The 14,520-nt window shown below is 66.5% G+C and carries 18 protein-coding genes; 4 read left to right on the forward strand and 14 right to left on the reverse strand.

Annotated elements, in window-relative coordinates; translation table 11 throughout:
- Positions 1–3 precede the first annotated feature (3 nt).
- A complete protein-coding gene (locus ABIE45_RS21835; protein WP_192708355.1) occupies positions 4–1,383 on the forward strand; it encodes a hypothetical protein in 1,380 nt (459 codons plus the stop codon).
- A gap of 210 nt (positions 1,384–1,593) precedes the next feature.
- Here ABIE45_RS21835 and ABIE45_RS21840 read toward each other — a convergent pair whose 3' ends face one another.
- From ABIE45_RS21840 to ABIE45_RS21860, 5 genes are read right to left on the reverse strand one after another with little or no spacing between them, the layout of a single operon-like run.
- Positions 1,594–2,286, reverse strand: coding sequence for a hypothetical protein (locus ABIE45_RS21840; protein WP_192708354.1), 693 nt, complete (start codon positions 2,284–2,286; stop codon positions 1,594–1,596).
- A gap of 13 nt (positions 2,287–2,299) precedes the next feature.
- Entirely contained in the window at positions 2,300–3,763 is a 1,464-nt protein-coding gene (locus ABIE45_RS21845; protein ID WP_192708353.1) for a hypothetical protein, read from the reverse strand.
- Positions 3,763–4,167 (reverse strand): hypothetical protein, encoded by a 405-nt coding sequence (locus ABIE45_RS21850; protein ID WP_373622530.1) that lies wholly within the window; start codon positions 4,165–4,167, stop codon positions 3,763–3,765. The genes ABIE45_RS21845 and ABIE45_RS21850 overlap by 1 nt, the downstream gene beginning before the upstream one ends.
- A complete protein-coding gene (locus tag ABIE45_RS21855; protein WP_192708352.1) occupies positions 4,137–4,718 on the reverse strand; it encodes a hypothetical protein in 582 nt (193 codons plus the stop codon). The genes ABIE45_RS21850 and ABIE45_RS21855 overlap by 31 nt, the downstream gene beginning before the upstream one ends.
- Before the next feature lie 3 nt (positions 4,719–4,721).
- Positions 4,722–6,665 carry a hypothetical protein gene (locus ABIE45_RS21860; protein WP_373622531.1) on the reverse strand — a complete coding sequence of 648 codons (1,944 nt, stop codon included), beginning with the start codon at positions 6,663–6,665 and terminating at the stop codon, positions 4,722–4,724.
- A 135-nt stretch (positions 6,666–6,800) separates the two neighbouring features.
- Between ABIE45_RS21860 and ABIE45_RS21865 the strand changes: the two genes are divergently transcribed.
- Both ABIE45_RS21865 and ABIE45_RS21870 read left to right on the forward strand, forming a co-directional pair.
- Positions 6,801–7,067: a hypothetical protein gene (locus ABIE45_RS21865; protein WP_373622532.1), complete on the forward strand. Its 267-nt coding sequence runs from the start codon at positions 6,801–6,803 to the stop codon at positions 7,065–7,067.
- 371 nt (positions 7,068–7,438) lie between these two features.
- The gene (locus ABIE45_RS21870) at positions 7,439–8,194 is read left to right on the forward strand and encodes a hypothetical protein (RefSeq protein ID WP_192708351.1); all 756 of its coding nucleotides are present in this window, start codon (positions 7,439–7,441) and stop codon (positions 8,192–8,194) included.
- Between the two features lie 400 nt (positions 8,195–8,594).
- Here the strand turns inward: ABIE45_RS21870 and ABIE45_RS21875 are convergent, their stop codons facing one another.
- From ABIE45_RS21875 to ABIE45_RS21905, 7 genes are all read right to left on the reverse strand, one after another.
- Positions 8,595–8,723, reverse strand: coding sequence for a hypothetical protein (locus ABIE45_RS21875; RefSeq protein WP_373622533.1), 129 nt, complete (start codon positions 8,721–8,723; stop codon positions 8,595–8,597).
- 83 nt (positions 8,724–8,806) lie between these two features.
- On the reverse strand, positions 8,807–9,034 hold the full coding sequence (locus tag ABIE45_RS21880) for a hypothetical protein (protein ID WP_192708350.1): 228 nt from the start codon (positions 9,032–9,034) through the stop codon (positions 8,807–8,809).
- A gap of 237 nt (positions 9,035–9,271) precedes the next feature.
- Positions 9,272–11,104: a hypothetical protein gene (locus tag ABIE45_RS21885; protein ID WP_192708349.1), complete on the reverse strand. Its 1,833-nt coding sequence runs from the start codon at positions 11,102–11,104 to the stop codon at positions 9,272–9,274.
- A gap of 123 nt (positions 11,105–11,227) precedes the next feature.
- Positions 11,228–11,356: a hypothetical protein gene (locus ABIE45_RS21890; protein ID WP_373622534.1), complete on the reverse strand. Its 129-nt coding sequence runs from the start codon at positions 11,354–11,356 to the stop codon at positions 11,228–11,230.
- A complete protein-coding gene (locus tag ABIE45_RS21895) occupies positions 11,353–11,796 on the reverse strand; it encodes a gene transfer agent family protein (protein ID WP_192708348.1) in 444 nt (147 codons plus the stop codon). The genes ABIE45_RS21890 and ABIE45_RS21895 overlap by 4 nt, the downstream gene beginning before the upstream one ends.
- Positions 11,793–12,236, reverse strand: a complete 444-nt coding sequence (locus ABIE45_RS21900; RefSeq protein ID WP_192708347.1) for a phage tail tube protein — start codon at positions 12,234–12,236, stop codon at positions 11,793–11,795. The genes ABIE45_RS21895 and ABIE45_RS21900 overlap by 4 nt, the downstream gene beginning before the upstream one ends.
- A 2-nt stretch (positions 12,237–12,238) precedes the next feature.
- Complete coding sequence (locus ABIE45_RS21905) at positions 12,239–12,712, reverse strand: DUF3168 domain-containing protein (RefSeq protein ID WP_192708346.1); 474 nt, start codon at positions 12,710–12,712, stop codon at positions 12,239–12,241.
- Positions 12,713–12,804: 92 nt separating this feature from the next.
- On the opposite strand from ABIE45_RS21905, the gene ABIE45_RS21910 reads away from it, so the two are divergent.
- Entirely contained in the window at positions 12,805–12,927 is a 123-nt protein-coding gene (locus tag ABIE45_RS21910; protein ID WP_373622535.1) for a hypothetical protein, read from the forward strand.
- On the opposite strand, the gene ABIE45_RS21915 is transcribed toward ABIE45_RS21910, so the two are convergent.
- Together ABIE45_RS21915 and ABIE45_RS21920 are read right to left on the reverse strand one after the other, a co-directional pair.
- Positions 12,924–13,622, reverse strand: a complete 699-nt coding sequence (locus tag ABIE45_RS21915; RefSeq protein ID WP_192708345.1) for a hypothetical protein — start codon at positions 13,620–13,622, stop codon at positions 12,924–12,926. The two genes, ABIE45_RS21910 and ABIE45_RS21915, sit on opposite strands and share 4 nt — an antisense overlap.
- 12 nt (positions 13,623–13,634) lie before the next feature.
- Positions 13,635–14,519: an HK97 family phage prohead protease gene (locus ABIE45_RS21920; protein WP_192708344.1), complete on the reverse strand. Its 885-nt coding sequence runs from the start codon at positions 14,517–14,519 to the stop codon at positions 13,635–13,637.
- Position 14,520 lies beyond the last annotated feature (1 nt).

Raw genomic sequence — 14,520 nt, forward strand, 5'->3', positions numbered from 1 at the left:
GTGATGAACGCGAAGCGTCTTGGTTCCTTCGGCGCGACCGCCGCCCTCTGCCTGGGTGTCAGCGCCGCGGCCCTGGCCCAAACGAGCGCGCCCCAGGGCGATGCGGAAGCGGCGGCGGCGCTCAACGGCGGAGCGCACCCGTCGGCCGGCGCGCAGCCCGCGTCGGTCGAACAATGCTGGGCCGATTGGAAGGCGAAGGAGAAGCTCGAGGACGGCAAGAACGAGAAGAAGAACGGGTACTTCGTCTACGTCGCCCACAGCCAAGCCTCTTTGCGAGAGACGGTGGGGTCACGCAATTGGCTCGCCGCCCGGGACGTGGCCTTCACCTATGCCGAGCTCAGCGCCCGGAAGTCGCTGGCTGAGGCGATGCGCACGACGATACGGTCGAACCGGTCGTTGACCGCCAAACTGTTGGGCGGAGACGACGCGCCGCCATCCCTGCGGCCGGTCGTCGATCAGCTCTCGATCGTCGACAAGTCCCTAGTCCTCACGGACAAGGCCCTCGATGCCGAGATCAAGAAGTTCGATCCCAAATGGTCAGGGGGGACCGAGGCCCAGAAGCGCGAGGCGATCACGACCGAGCAACTGCGGGTCAATCAAAGCATCGAGCGCAGCGCGGAGATGTTCGCATCCGGCGCCTTCACCGTCGTCCAGTGCGAGGGGCCAAGCCAACAGGATGAGGGCAGGTACAATGTCCTCACCGGCCTGATTTGGACACCGAAGCTTGCAGGAGTCGCGGAGACCATCTGGAATCCCACGCTGACGATCCAGAGGGAGGCGCCCCAAGCGCCCATCCGGCAACAATTCGAAGCGATCAAAGCCGAAAATCCGGACTGGTTGGCCTACACAATGGGGGCGCGGGTCTTCACGGACGAGAACGGGGAGCGGGTCGTCGTCGGCTTCGGCGTGGCGCCCCAGTCCAGCCTGATGCCGGCCGATCAAAGCCGAGCGAACTTGGCGGCCGTAGCAGCCATCCAGCGGTTTGTCAGCGAGAGGGTTCTGGCGAATGAAAAACGCCGTGACGATTACGAAAGGCGGGGAAAGAGTGACGGCTCGTCCCAGAGTTACAACCTTGACGCCTTCGACCAAGAGGTCAGAGCTCAGTCTGGCGATCTTCAGCTAAGGGGAGCCACCGAGATCCTGTCGTGGCGCGGCGAGCATCCCTGGTCCAAAGCGAAGATGCAGGTCGTGGCTGTCGCCTGGAGCCAGCGCTGGGCGGCAGACGCCGACGCGGTTGGGCGGGCGATGGGATCAGCCGAGCAACGCATGATGCGCCAAGGCGCCCTTCCGAATGCGCTCAAGAAGGGCGAGGGAACAGCGGAAGGCGTGCCTGCTGCAGCGCCAGTGAGAGCGGGGGCTGGCGTCTCTACGTCCGATTTTTAAGCCGCTAAGCGGATTGGTTAATGAGTGGATTGAGCGACCGTAAGTCAAACCTAGGAGGAATCTGTGCTGTACGAACGATCCTGATTATCAACCAAAGTTGCCAGTCGACTGACGAACGGCCGCTTTGAAGGAGCGCCAGCGATGGTCCGGGCGACCGCGTCGGGTCGAGAGCAGCTGCTGCCATAGTCCAGCGGATCGGACCCTGACCCCCTAGAACGCCTCAACGAACTCGATCTGCACGGTGCCGGTGCGCGCGAGCTGGAGGCTCATGGCAGCCGTGTCGTCGCTGGCCAGGCGCATCGTGCCCACCGGCGCCCCGAACTCGATCGCCGTGCCGGCCGGATAGGTGTCGCGCAGCCAGGGGCGCACGGCCACCGCCAGGATTCCGGGCGGGCCCTGCCGGCCGGGGTTGGCGAGCTCGCCGCCCGGCAGGTCGACGATCGTGTGCAGGCGGGCGCCGAGCGAGAGCATCATCCCGGGCTCCAGCACGCCGCCCCGGACCCGCTGCACGTCGAAGACGGCCGATCCGAGCGACGCGGTGCCGGCGGTCCGGAAGGCGAGCCCGGACGCCGTGTCGCCCGTCTCCAGCTCCGGATGCGTGATCCGCTGCCGGTAGGTGAGCGCGTTGCCGACGAAGTCGCGGTTCCAGGGCGCGCGCGGGTGCTCGTAGGGGCCGATCAGCCAGGTCGTGGTGCGCCCCAGCGCGATCACCCGGCGCAGGGCCAGGACCTGCGCCGGCGTGAGGCACGGAACGGTCAGCGCGGCCTTCCACCGGGCGGTGGGCGAGGCCACGACCTGCTCGTGGCCCAGGAAGGTCTGGCCGCCGGAGCGCGTGCCGCCGCGCAGAGACCACTCCTCGGCGGACGGCGCGAGCAGCCCCGGCCAGGGCAGCGGATCGGCCATGCCGTCGCGCGCCTCAATTCCACGTGTCGGGCATCGGCGGGCGCTGCCCTTCCCAGGCCGGATCCCAGGCATAGGCCGAGGCGTCGAGGCTGATCAGGTCCAGGGTCACGCCGGTGAGCGCCTTGCCGGCCATCGCCAGCGTGCCGCGCATCACCGCGAAGCTCGCGGCGATCCCGAAGGACGGCAGGTCGAGCCACACGGTCGGCTCGCCGTAGGCCGGGAGCCCGGCCGGCGACAGGCGCAGGCCGCTGAGCCGGAAACGCGGGTTGCCCTTGGCCATGGCGATCCGGGCGAGCCGCCGGGACTGGCTGTGCGACGGCGCGCGCACGAAGCTCTTCTCGGTCTCGATCACGCCCTGGAGCGCCTGCGCGGCCGGATCGTCCCACGGATCGCCCTCGGTCGGCTGATAATCGTGCCAGGGCGAGGTGTAGGTGTGCTTGATCCGGTTGAAGCTGCTGTAGGCCTCGTCGCCCTCCTCGAGCTGGTCCCAGCCTAGGATCATCGCCTCCGTGATGGTGACGACCGGCGCCTGCCAGCGCCCGCCGCGCACCGCCACCCGGCCATCGGCATCCTGGATCAGCTCGCCGTCGCAGGCCGCCAGCAGCCGGGCCAGCACCTCGGCGCGAGCCTCGGTGTAATCGTAGGCGCCCCAGGACCGGTAGCGCATCTCGGCGGTCGCGCCGTTCGGGTCCGGCACGACCAGCGCCACCGGCTCGTCGCAGACATCGGCCAGGGCGGCGAAGCTGGCGAGGTCGATCTCGGCCAACGCCAGGCCGTAGCCGCTCGCGTGCGTCAGGTAGTCGAGCAGGACGATCGCGGCGTTGTCGGTGTAGGCATAGTTGCCCGAGCGGGGATCGTAGGAGGGCGCCCCGGCGACCAGCAGGCGCACGTCCGGCGCGCCCTCGGGGAAGATCTGGCTGCCCTTCTTGAGCGGCGTGGCGACCACGACGCTGTAGCACAGGCCGGCCAAGCGCTTGCTCGCGCTCCAGTAGGGCAGCTTCAGCAGGGCGGACGAGGCCGGCTGGTCGTCGGTGCCGGCATGGCCCTCGATCACGACCTTGCCCTGATAGACGCTGTCCGGGACGCTGCCGCCGGGGCCTGAGGCGAGGCCGGTCTTCACGTCGCCGAGCCAGTATTGCAGGATCGCGACCGGCCCGACGCAATGGACCGCGCCGCGGTACAGGACCTTGTTGGTGTCGTTGTACTTCAGGGTGTCCAGGGCGAAGATCACGCCGCCGAGCTTGGCCTGGCCGAGGACGCGGCGGCGCGGCGCCACCGCCTGGCGAACGGTGATCTGATGGTCGGCGCGCTTCTCGCCGCCGAGCAGCGCCTGGGCGCCGTATTGCAGGCCGATCGTGCCCACCGTCAGGGCGGCGTAGCCCACGAGCGTCTCGGCGGAGACGCCCGCGATGGTCGAGCCGATGATGGCATCGAGCCCGACCTCGCCCAGGATCGCGACGCCGATCGCGGCCGGCATCAGAGGCGCCAGGCCGCGCGGGTCGGGAAGGCGCCGAGCGCCACGCCGGCTTGCCCCTTCACGGCCCAGCCCAGCGCGCAGCGGATCGCGCAGGCGGGACCGACCTCCGGGTGCGCGACGATTCCGACATCGCCGGGGCGCGGCGCGTCGGTCCGGACGAATCCGGCCGCGTCCATCAGCGCGCAGACCGCGGCCTCGAACCCGCCGCGGCGGCGGACTAGACGCGCCGCGGCGCGCGCCGTGCGGTAGCGTCCGCGCAGGGGCGCGGCCGGGTCGATCCCGCGGGCGCGGCGGCACCAGTCGGCCATGGTCAGGGCGCAGTCGCAGAGGCCCCAGGCGAAGTCGGCTCGGGCCATGGCGCGCAGGAAGACGCTCAGCTCTTCTCGGGGATCTCGGGATTCCACGGGCGCCTCCGGTTGACCATCTGGGCGATGTCGAACAGGCCGTCGTCGCCGGGATGGCGGCGCTGCTGGTCGGCGTGGGTGAGGTTGCCGAAGGGCGGCAGGCCCCGGCGGGAGAACCGGGTCTCGGCGGTGAGCTGGGCGGTCCAGCTGTCGGGCCCGGCGGCCGTGTGGGTCAGGCGGTCCATGACGCCGCGGTAGAGGGTGTAGGGCCCGCCGAGCGGCGCGAGGTCCGCGCCGTAGAGCTGCAGATAGACCGCGCAATCCCGGCCCTTCACCTGCGCGCGGGCATCGACGACGTCGGCGGCGATCGCGGGCCCGACGCCCGAGAGGGTGAAGGTGACGAGCGGGGCGAGGCCGCCGACCGGGCTCTCGATGTCGGAGACGGCGCCGAGGCCCCCCAGGCCCTGCCAGGTCTGGCCCCCGGCCCGGAGCGTGCCGAACCCGGCATGGACGCGCTGCGGCCGGTCGCGGAAGTCGAAGACCGCCAGGATCTCGGCCGTGATGGTCGCGCCGGCGAGCGCGGCCGCCCCGGCCGCGTCGAAGATCGGCACGGATCAGCGCCCCGTGCCGTAGCGCCGGCTGGCGACGGCGCTGCGCGCCGCGAGGGTGCGGCTCAGGCCGCGGTCGTAGGCGCCGAGCGCCGCGGTGATCTGCTCGGCGACGCCGGCCTGCGCCCCGCGCGCGTCGATCGTGTAGCTCCGGCTGTTGTCGACGCTCTGCGGGCCGGACGCGGTGCCGGGGGCGATCGGAACGATCGTGCCGTTGGTCTGCGGCACGAACAGCTCGCGGCCCATCTCGCCGACCGTGACCGGCTGGCCGGCGGCGACCGGGCCGCCATTGGCCCGGAACAGGCCGCCGAACAGCGTGCCGAGCAGGCCTAGCGGCGAGCCGCCGGCCAGGCCGAGGGTCGCGCCCGACGCGGGCGGCTCCGGAAGCGCCCTACCGTTTCCTGCGCCGCCGAGGCCGCCGAACAGGTTGCCCAGGAGCCCTCCGGTGGCGTTCGGCCCGGCGCTCGCCAGCGGCGCGGTGCCGAGCAGGCCGGCGAGCGGACCGGTGCCGGTCAGGAGCCCTGAGAGCATCGAGCGCTCCAGCTGCTTGGCGATGTCGCTCAGCACCGAGGCGAAGGACTTGCCGTTCACGATGGCCTCCGTGAGACCGTCGGCGGCGGCCTGCGCGAAGAACCGGGCCGCTTCGGCGCTCTGGCGCAGGGCCTGCTGGGCGTTCTCGGTGGCGTCCCGGTAGTGTTGCATGGCCTCGGCGGCCGACAGGACTCGGCTGCGCTCGTCCTCGTCGAGGAGCGGGTTCGCGCGCTTGCCGCGCTTGGCATCCTCCCGGGCGGCGGCCTCGGCCTTGGCCAGAGCCACCGCCTTCTCGCGCTCGACATTCGTCTTGCCGACGGTGTCCAGCTCGGCCTTCGCGGTGTCGCGGGCCTTCTCCAGCTGCTTGACCAGGGTCTCGACCGCGTCGAGGCTCTCGGCCTCGGATCCGCCCCGCCCCTTGTGCGCGTGCAGCGCCGGCAGCACCGCCGAGCGGTCGGGCCCCTTCGGCCGGACCTTGACGGCCAGCGGCGCCGGCGGCCCCTGCGTCTCCGGATCGACCAGGCCGGTGGCGCGGCCGGCCTCCTGGAGGAAAGTGAGCGGGTTGCCCGCCGTGAGCATCTTGCCGATCCCCGGGATCGACCCGACCAGCTCGCACACCTTGCCGACCATGCCGGCGACGGTCTCGTAGAGGTTCACGGCGATCTGCACGACGCGGGCGATCACCCGCTCGACGTCGAGGAAGGCCTGGTAGGTGTCGAGCACCGCGTTCGAGATGTCGCGCTGGATCGGCGCGAGCGCGCTGGCGAAGGTGTCGGCGATGTCCTTCGCCTTGGCGTCGAGCAGCCGGGCGCGCTCGACCTCGTCCTCGCCGACGATGCGCACGCCCGCGACCGTCGTGCTGGTGCTGTCGAGGGTCTCGCGCAGCTGGTTGGTCAGGTCGACGCCGCTGCGCAGCTGCCGCTCGAAATCCGGTCCGAAGAAGTGGCCGGCGAGATCGAAGGCCGCGAGGTCGCGCTGGTCGGCCCGGAGCTTGTCGATCAGGTCGAGCATGACCTTGATCTTCTCCTCCTGGGTGCCGGCGGCGTCGAAGCCGGCCTTGTCGGCGGCCGAGAGGTTGCCGGCGCGGACGTTCTGGGTGAGCCGCGCGTCGATCGCCGCGGCGTTCGTGCCGTCCTTGCCCTCGCCGATCCGGAGCTCGCTCGCGGCCCGGGCGTGCTGGAGCGCGGCGACCACCTGCTCGACGGTGAGGCCGAACTTCTCCGCGTCCAGGGTGGCGCGCTGGAAGAAGCCGGTGCCCACGCCCGCCTTCTCGGCTTCCCGGCCGATCCGGACGAACTCGGCGATGTGCGCGCGCGCGGCCTCGATCGAGGCGGCGACGCTGTCGAACACCAGCTTGGCGGCCTCGAAGCCGAGGAAGGCGGCGAGCAGCGTGTTGAGCGACGGGATCTGGGCGGCCACGCCCGAGACCGCGCCGGTGGTGGCCGACAGGCCGGTGCGGACAGCGGCGCCGGCGGTGTTCGAGCCGGCGGCCGCGCCCGTGAACGCCCGGACGACGCCCTCCAGGGTGGCCTTGTGGCGGTTGCGGCGTTGGCGGTGGCCGATGCGATCGCGCGCACGTCCTGGCCGACGGCGGCGGCGGCGCGCTGGGCGTTGGTGGCGAGGCCCTGGAGGGACGCGCCGAAGGTGTTGCTGTTGGCGGCCCCGCCCGACATGGCGACGCCGATCGTCGCCATGTTGCCGACGATCTGCGACGCCAGCGTCGCCATCGCGCCCTGGGCGCGGGACGTGTCGGCCGCGAAGGCGATGACGAGCGGTTCGGCCATGAGTCGGCCTTCGAGGCTGTTGTTACGGAAGATCTAAGGAGATCGCGGCTGTCAGCGTGCTGAATATTTATGTGGTATTTTAGAAAGTTACTTGCCTCGAAAAATCACGAGTGCATCAGTGTCGCCATCTTCAATATTACTTTATACCCATGGTCTATTTGTTATGATACTATCTATAACAGCGGTAATCACGGGCATCGAAGATCCTCAGATTGCCACCAACAGCGGTAGTGTCATTGATGTCACAGTTTTCGATGTTTTCAGGAACGGCCACCCGCGTATCTTGACCGTAAAGAAGATCTTAATCGATTATATTCGCGGTTGGGGAGCGCCTTCTACATGTGGAAATGCGGCCTACAAATCCTCGTTGTGCTGTCGGCGCCCACGATGTTGGGAGGATGTTTTGGGGTGGTAACCCCAGATTTGCATGAGCCGTTTCAGAGGCCGCTCGATCAATATGACAAAGAGAACACTATCTTAGCGCAGGTCAAGTGCGAGCTGAAGGAAGGTGTCACGAGGACGATCAACGCTTATTCAAAATCTGGTCCGGGATTAGGGTACGACGCGGAGTGGCTAACTCGCTGGGCGGCAAAAATCGATCTCAAAACAAGTGCTCAAGAAACTGGTGGGCTAAATCCTACTTTTTCGTACAATGATATTCCGCCAATTTTTAGCTTCGGCGCGGCCTTAGGCGGAAACGCTGATGCGACTAGGACCGAAAGTATTGGTATCACTTGGTCCGTACAGGAGCTTCTTCGAGAAAATATCGCGATACCTTGCAAGAAAATCGGCGGATATCAGATTGAGTCTGATCTCAAGATTTCTGATTTCCTGCAGCGTAAGGCATTTCTGGCCCGAGTGCCTGGAAATATCAGCAAGACCAAACTACAGTCACCCTACAGTGTTTTTAGCTATCAGTCGACATTCATCTCCAGTTATAATGGATCGATTAACCCGGCGTGGAAATTTACTCAAGTCGGGATCAATAATTCATCAACGCTTGCCAGCATTTCGAGATCAAGAACCGACGATATTACAATAACTATGGGGCCTGCGGAGAAGGATGAATTTGGTGGATATCGCCTGACGGAGACTGCTGAAGATGTTCGACGCGCCCTGCTATTCGGGCAAGCCGTTCGAACACGAATCTTTCCTGTGTTCTAGGAGATGACGCATCATGGCTGATGAGTTGCCGAAGACCGTCGATGAAGCTATCGCGAAAGGGTTTGAAATCAAAATTGACGAAGAAGACGGAACTCGAGACTTGCATAGATTTGACGCTAGAGTCCGCACGAAACTTATTCCAAATTGTACTCTCGCGACAGAAGGCCAAGCATGCGCGGAGACGCCTTGTATCGAAGGAAAAATGCGCAGGTATTACTGCACAGGCGGCCAGTGCTATCGTAGATTTACAGAGCACGATTGCCAATAACCACTCGGATTTTACAACGTATTGTCTTATATATCTCAGAATGTAAGCCTGCTTCATCGCCGATTGTGTGCATCGCCTTGCCCGATCACGTTGCATCTAAAGCCTCTTTGGGTAACGAGCAGGTCCACGTCGTCAAGCCCGCCCCGCCGCCATCTCCTCCGCCAACACCGCCAGGAACTCGTCCTCGCTGCCGCTCGCTTCCGGCGGCCCGTGGGCGGCGATGAAGGCCGCCACGACGACATGCCACTCGGCCAGCGTCATCCGGCGGATGTCCTCCGGCGCGAAGCCCGCGACCGCCCCGGCGCCGTAGAAGACCGAGAGGTCGCCGGGTCGGACGTTCTGGGTCAGGCGCGCGTCGATCGCCGCGCGAACGTCCTGGCCGACGGCTGCCGCTGGGCGTTGGTGGCGAGGCCCTGGAGGGACGCGCCGAACGTGTTGCTTTTGGCCGCGCCGCCCGCCATGGCGTCGCAGATCGTCGCCATGTTGCCGCCGATCTGCGACGCCAGGGTCGCCATCGCACCCTGAGCGTGGGTCGTGTCGGTCGCGAAGGCGATGACGAGCGGCTCGGCCATCGGTCATCCTCTCTGCTCCGTTGAAGGAGTAGCTGTGCACGGAAGACTTGGCGCGATTCGACGCGAACCGCTGGCACCCGACGGGGCCGGCGGTCCGCGATGTGTCGTTGCGGCCAGCGCGCCGATGCATCAGATCTAGGGGCGCGCGTCCTCGATGACCTTGAGCTAATCTGGAGAGACGAACTCTGCCGTGCGCACGAGCTTTCAGCGATTCCCGTGCGGAAAAATTTGGCAGACCTAAATTCCCGCTCCTTGTGCCAAGTTTAACCGTGCGTTCTGCGTCGCCGGCTCGGCCAATCTCTGGATGATCAGATCACCGATCACCTTCCTATCAGATCTTCCGAGTATGTCCGGATTGACAGCGGGATCCTCGGTCCATTTGCTGTGGCTGTAAGTCCGCTGAAATGACTCGCCGATGGCGAAGCCGATCGCGGCCGCGACGACCGTTGCGTACAAGATGAAGATGTAGACGATCGGATGGATAGCCGCGATCTGGAAGCCGTGTACCAGGGTGACGATGCTCGCAAGGAAGCTTGCTGCACCGGTGACGCCCGCTTGCTTCCAGGACCGGAGATGCGACAGGGGACGTTTCAATCTGGATTTATCGATATATTTGCCGGTGAAGTAGCCCGTGATTGCAGGAAGCAAGGCCCAGGCGAGCGCGATCCGAGCCGGATTGCCCGACATCATGACAAATGCAACCTGAATCGTCAGGCAGATCATATAGGAAACAGCTGCGCAAATCTCATTTTCCGGGGCCTCCGAAGATCCCCCGCGCGCATGCTTCGGAGCATAGAAGCGCTTCACAGCGAGGGCGACGACGACGGCCAAAGTATGGAGGGCCGCGGCCATGAGGGCCCACATGACGACCTGCTTGGGATCGACGGGCACATAGGTTCGGTACTGCGCCGGAACATTAAAACCGAAATTGTCGATGGTTACGGCATAAATAAAACTCGGTATTAGGGTCGATAGAATGACGCAAAGACCGACGATGAAAATAGCCTCCCAATGCCAACGTGGGAGATAAGTTACTTCAACACCGAAACCGAGGTTTTTGAGCCTCATGTCTATCCGCTCCGGACGTTGCTCGACCGCGAATACGGCCAGCGTACACAGCCTGCAAAATCGTAGCTTCAGGGCTTGAACCTCCGCCAGGAATGCACGCCTCTGAGCGGCAAATTCCTGGATCCCGGGCTTGTCAATCTGACTCATCAGATAATCGTCGATATTCTCCACATGGTCTGGGAGAATTTTGTCTTGCTGCTGAAAGTACTTAAAGAGTTGATCTCGAAGATTGTCGACACGTTGTCCGGCGTCGTCGATGTCTGATTGGATGATGCTCTGAAGCAGGGGTATCGGGCAGTTCAAAACGTACTTTTTGACGCTCTCACGAATGCAACGCAGTTCGAACCATGTCCGCTCCAGGGAGCCCGCTTCGCGTTCGGCTATCACTTCGCGAAAATGGTGGGTTCGAATGCCGGTGAAAATATCGCTGCCAATCGTCTGGTTCGGCTCATATTTGACGATCAATAAGTACTGAGCTGTCTGCTCCACGCCAGTTGGCACATTCGCGCCTTTGTGGAGCGCGCGAAGGATGAACCCGTCGACCTGCCTGAATACCGGAAAAGAAGTCAAAAGGCCGGTCAAAATAAATAGCGACCAAATTGCCCTCTCAGTGACAGTTTCTGGAAAATGAATTTGTCCTGTTGGGACGCTGGCGCCGGATAAATAGTAAATTGATTTGATCACTTCCGGTGAAAAGGTCATCACGACGAAAGCTGTTTCGAGCATGATGACATATTTGAGCATAAACCTTTGATATTGAGAGCGCGTTGTCGTGTATTTCGGTGGCGCCAAGCCATTGATACGGGATATAGCGGGATCCAGAGTAGATGGGCCCGCAGCTCGTTCCGAACCGCCGCTCAAAGCGTAATTTGGAGTGTTGAAGTGATAACTACCGAAGAAGAATAAGGCGATTACACCGACTGCTACGATCCAGTAATTGAGGATTGCCGTCTGTAGCCACGGCACTGGAACGCCGAACAGTATTTGAGGGAAATCAATCATGGACCCCTCCCAGCGGCCGAAGAGCAATGAACTTAGGTCTTCGGGGAGGAATGCAGTAAGTATGATCCATTGATTCGTGTCAATACAGTAATGGAACCCGCTTCTCGATGTTGGTGCGATCTGTCACGCCCGCCCAGCCGCCATCTCCTCCGCCAGCACCGCCAGGAACTCGTCCTCGCTGCCCCCCGCCTCCGGCGGCCCGTGCGCGGCGATGAAGGCCGCGATGACGACGTGCCACTCGGCCAGCGTCATCCGGCGGATGTCCTCCGGCGCGAAGCCTGCGACCGCCCCGGCGCCGTAGAAGACCGAGAGGTCGCCGGGTCGGCTGTCCCCTCCCCCTCGGCCGCGGCGTTTCCCGCCGCGTCGCCCGCCTTTGGCACGCCGTTGACGGCCGCGGCCACGATCCGGCCGGCGAGCGGCAGGTGGTCCATCAGCGGGTCGTCCTGGTAGCGCAGCACCAGCGCCGAGGCCGCGATCCCGCTCATGCCGCCGCCCTCCAGACCGAGGCGGATCGTGTCCCACACGTCCCGGTGCGAGAACTGGTGCGTGCCGAGCCGCATGAAGATCGCCCCGATCCCGGCCCCGCACAGCCGCTCCAGCTCGGCCATCTCGCCGAGCCGCAGCTGGAACCGGCACGGCCGGCCAGCGAAGTCGGCCGTCACCAGGGTGCGGCCGGTCTCCGCGCCGCTCACGTCCAGGGCCCCCAGGCGAGCGGGCCGTCGCCCCGGAACTGGCTGGTGAAGTTTACGATGCCGTTGTTGGCCTTCGTGATCTCGAAATTCTCCACGAACACCTTCCCCGACCACGTGCCGGCCCCGACGCCGTCCTTCGGGTCGATCCGGAACCGGTAGGGCACCGCCTCGTCGCTGGTGGCGTCGGCGCGGAACTCGTCGAGGTGATCGGCGGCGATCTGCCCGGCGATGCGCCCGCCCCAGGACCGCGAGGTCAGCACGCTCTTGCGGTCCGGGATGCCGGTCGGGTCGTCGCAATCGGCCACCGTGGCATCCTCGTAGCTGTTGGTCAGCGTCAGGGTGATCGAGGTGGCGAGGCAGATGAAGTGATAGGCCAGCGGCGTGCCGGAGCCGCGATAGGCGCGGAACCGGTTGCCGGGCAGAAGCGCGGGCTCGGCCATCGTTAGTCCTCCTGGCCCGGCAGCGGCCGGGCGATGGTGGTGCGCAGGTCCAGGAACACCGACTTCGCCTGCAGCGGGTCGATCACGTCGCCCGCCTGGACCACCTCGATCGGCGTGCGCAGGCCGTAGGGCTCGGCGAGCGGCAGGTCCGCCTGCTCGAGGCCGTTGAGCGCCGCGATCATGGCGTCGGCGAGCAGCCAGCCCTGGTCCCGGTCGTAGGCGGTCGAGACCGCGTAGAGCCGGGCCTGGATCGTCCAGGTGGCGACGCAGCTCTCCGCGTAGCCGGCCCGGCGCATCGGGCCGAGATAGGCATAGGGCGGCCGGGTCTCGGCCGCGTTCGGCTCGGCCCGGCCGATTCCGGCCGGCACCTCGTCGTAGAAGCGCTTGCCCACGAGGGCCGTGAAATCGGGATCGGCCTTCAGCCGGGACCGGAGCGCGTCGCGCAGGGCGAGCTCCGGCGTGGTCGGGCGGATCACAGCCCCTCCTCCCGGGCCGCGTCGCCGATGCCGTCATCGAGGGCGCGGCGCCAGTCGGCCAGGGCCTCACGAGCCGAATCATAGAAGAACGGATGGCCGGGCACGTCGGCTTCGTGGCTCGGGCGCACGCGCCGGCCGCCCTGCCCGGTCGTGTCGGCGAAGAGATCCGCATCCGCGTGCAGGCCGCCAGCGTGGTGGCCGGCCTCGACCGCTAGGGCGTAGTCGGTGCCGTCCCGGTCGGCCCAGGCCTCGACGACGTAGAGGTCGCCGTCGCGGCGGTAGCCGATGCCGTTGAGCAGCCGGCCGGTGTGCGCACCGTCTGGCGGGCATACTCGATGATGCTCGAATTGGTCCGGCCGGGCTGCAGCAGGGCGCGGATCGTCATCGGCCGCCGCGGCAGGCTGGTGCCGGCGACGCGGTCGGCCGGGACCAGGGCGGTCGAGGCCGAGGTGCCGGAGGCGCTGGCCGCGGTGATCGCCTTGACCTCGATGGCGAGCGAGCCCTTCCAGGCGTCGCCGCGCTGGCCCGCCGCCTTCACGGCTTCGCTCTCGGCGACGATGCGGCCGACGGATTTGTGCTCCTCACCGCCCGCGGGCGCGCCGCGGCGGGCGAGCTTCTGCTCCAGATCGCCGATGCGGGCGGTGAGGCCGCCCATCTCGGCGAGCGCCTTGTCGGCGTTGGCCTTCGTCTCGTCGGTGACCTTGCCGAGGTTCTTGATCTCCGCCTCGGCCTTCTCGGCGAAGGTCTTCACCTCGTCGGTGGCCTTCTTCAGGTCGGCCGTGAGCGTGGTGAAATCGGCGCCGCCGCCCTCGCTGGGCTTGTCGAGGGCGACGCGCGGCATCCCGGGAATGGCGCAGGCGGCCAGGAACGCGGCCGGGACGGCGCCGGCCTGTGAGCGAAGTCGGGTCATGATGCGGGTCCTTCAGAGTTGCGGGAGCCGGAAACCGGAGAGCAGCGCGCGGAGCGCCGCGGCGTTCGCAGGTTCTGCCGAACCCTCGTCCGGAGGGGCAGCCTTGAACCGGCGTTCGGCGCAGGCGCGGGCCTGTGCGTGCGAGAGGCCGAATTCCTCCCGAAGCATGGCCTCGACGTCGCGCAGGGTCGGCGTGACCTTCCAGGCGTCGAGATCCTCGGGCGCGCGCTGTCCGGTCAGGGCCTCGAACCCATCGCGCAGGTGGTTCATCACCTGGGCGCGCTCTTTCAGCGGAGCGCCGCCGTAGCCGTCGCCGGACAGGTGCCGGTCGTGCAGGCGCATCGCCGCGGCGATCGCGGCGGCGGCCGCTGCCGCATCGGGCTGGGCCCGGGCGCTCTTGACCGCATCGATCAGCGCCAGGCCGTTCGAGGGCGTGTCGACGAGGCTGATCTCGCCGAGATGGATTGCCTTCAGGCTACGGCGCGGCTCGCCGGCCTTGGTGCCGTAGACGGCGCCGCCGGGGGCGACCCGGTAGCCGATCGACAGGCCCGGGAACGCGCCGTCCTTCACCCGCTCGAACAGGTTGCGGCCGGCATCGGTGTTCATGCCGGAGATCCGGCCCTTGGCGCGCAGGTCGCGTTCGTCCTCGGCGAGGTCGGTCCAGATTCCGACGGCGCGCTGGCCGCCGAGCTGCGGCAGGCCGTGATTGACGTGCATCGGCAGCGTGCCGCCGGCGGCTTTCCGCTCGGCCAGCGTCGCGGTGAACGCGCCCGGCAGGATCCGGTCGCCGTGCTGGTCGATGTTGCCGAAGACGGCGCCGTAGCCCTCGAAGGTGCCGGCCTCGGCGGCGTCGGCGAATTTCAGCTCAAGGGGGGCGACGATGAAGTCCGGATGCATG

The sequence above is a fragment of the Methylobacterium sp. OAE515 genome (assembly GCF_041806315.1).
Taxonomy (GTDB): domain Bacteria; phylum Pseudomonadota; class Alphaproteobacteria; order Rhizobiales; family Beijerinckiaceae; genus Methylobacterium; species Methylobacterium tardum.

Bases quoted from the DNA above. Each gene is read 5' to 3' on its own strand.
- ABIE45_RS21875 (WP_373622533.1), bottom strand. From the start codon at position 8,723: ATGACGCTGGCCGAGTGGCATGTCGTCGTGGCGGCCTTCATCGCCGCC.
- ABIE45_RS21840 (WP_192708354.1), bottom strand. From the start codon at position 2,286: ATGGCCGATCCGCTGCCCTGGCCGGGGCTGCTCGCGCCGTCCGCCGAG.
- ABIE45_RS21890 (WP_373622534.1), bottom strand. From the start codon at position 11,356: ATGACGCTGGCCGAGTGGCACGTCGTCATCGCGGCCTTCATCGCCGCG.
- ABIE45_RS21880 (WP_192708350.1), bottom strand. From the start codon at position 9,034: ATGGCCGAGCCGCTCGTCATCGCCTTCGCGACCGACACGACCCACGCT.
- ABIE45_RS21845 (WP_192708353.1), bottom strand. From the start codon at position 3,763: ATGCCGGCCGCGATCGGCGTCGCGATCCTGGGCGAGGTCGGGCTCGAT.
- ABIE45_RS21835 (WP_192708355.1), top strand. From the start codon at position 4: ATGAACGCGAAGCGTCTTGGTTCCTTCGGCGCGACCGCCGCCCTCTGC.
- ABIE45_RS21910 (WP_373622535.1), top strand. From the start codon at position 12,805: ATGGCCGGGCACGTCGGCTTCGTGGCTCGGGCGCACGCGCCGGCCGCC.
- ABIE45_RS21900 (WP_192708347.1), bottom strand. From the start codon at position 12,236: ATGGCCGAGCCCGCGCTTCTGCCCGGCAACCGGTTCCGCGCCTATCGC.
- ABIE45_RS21920 (WP_192708344.1), bottom strand. From the start codon at position 14,519: ATGCATCCGGACTTCATCGTCGCCCCCCTTGAGCTGAAATTCGCCGAC.
- ABIE45_RS21915 (WP_192708345.1), bottom strand. From the start codon at position 13,622: ATGACCCGACTTCGCTCACAGGCCGGCGCCGTCCCGGCCGCGTTCCTG.
- ABIE45_RS21885 (WP_192708349.1), bottom strand. From the start codon at position 11,104: ATGATTGATTTCCCTCAAATACTGTTCGGCGTTCCAGTGCCGTGGCTA.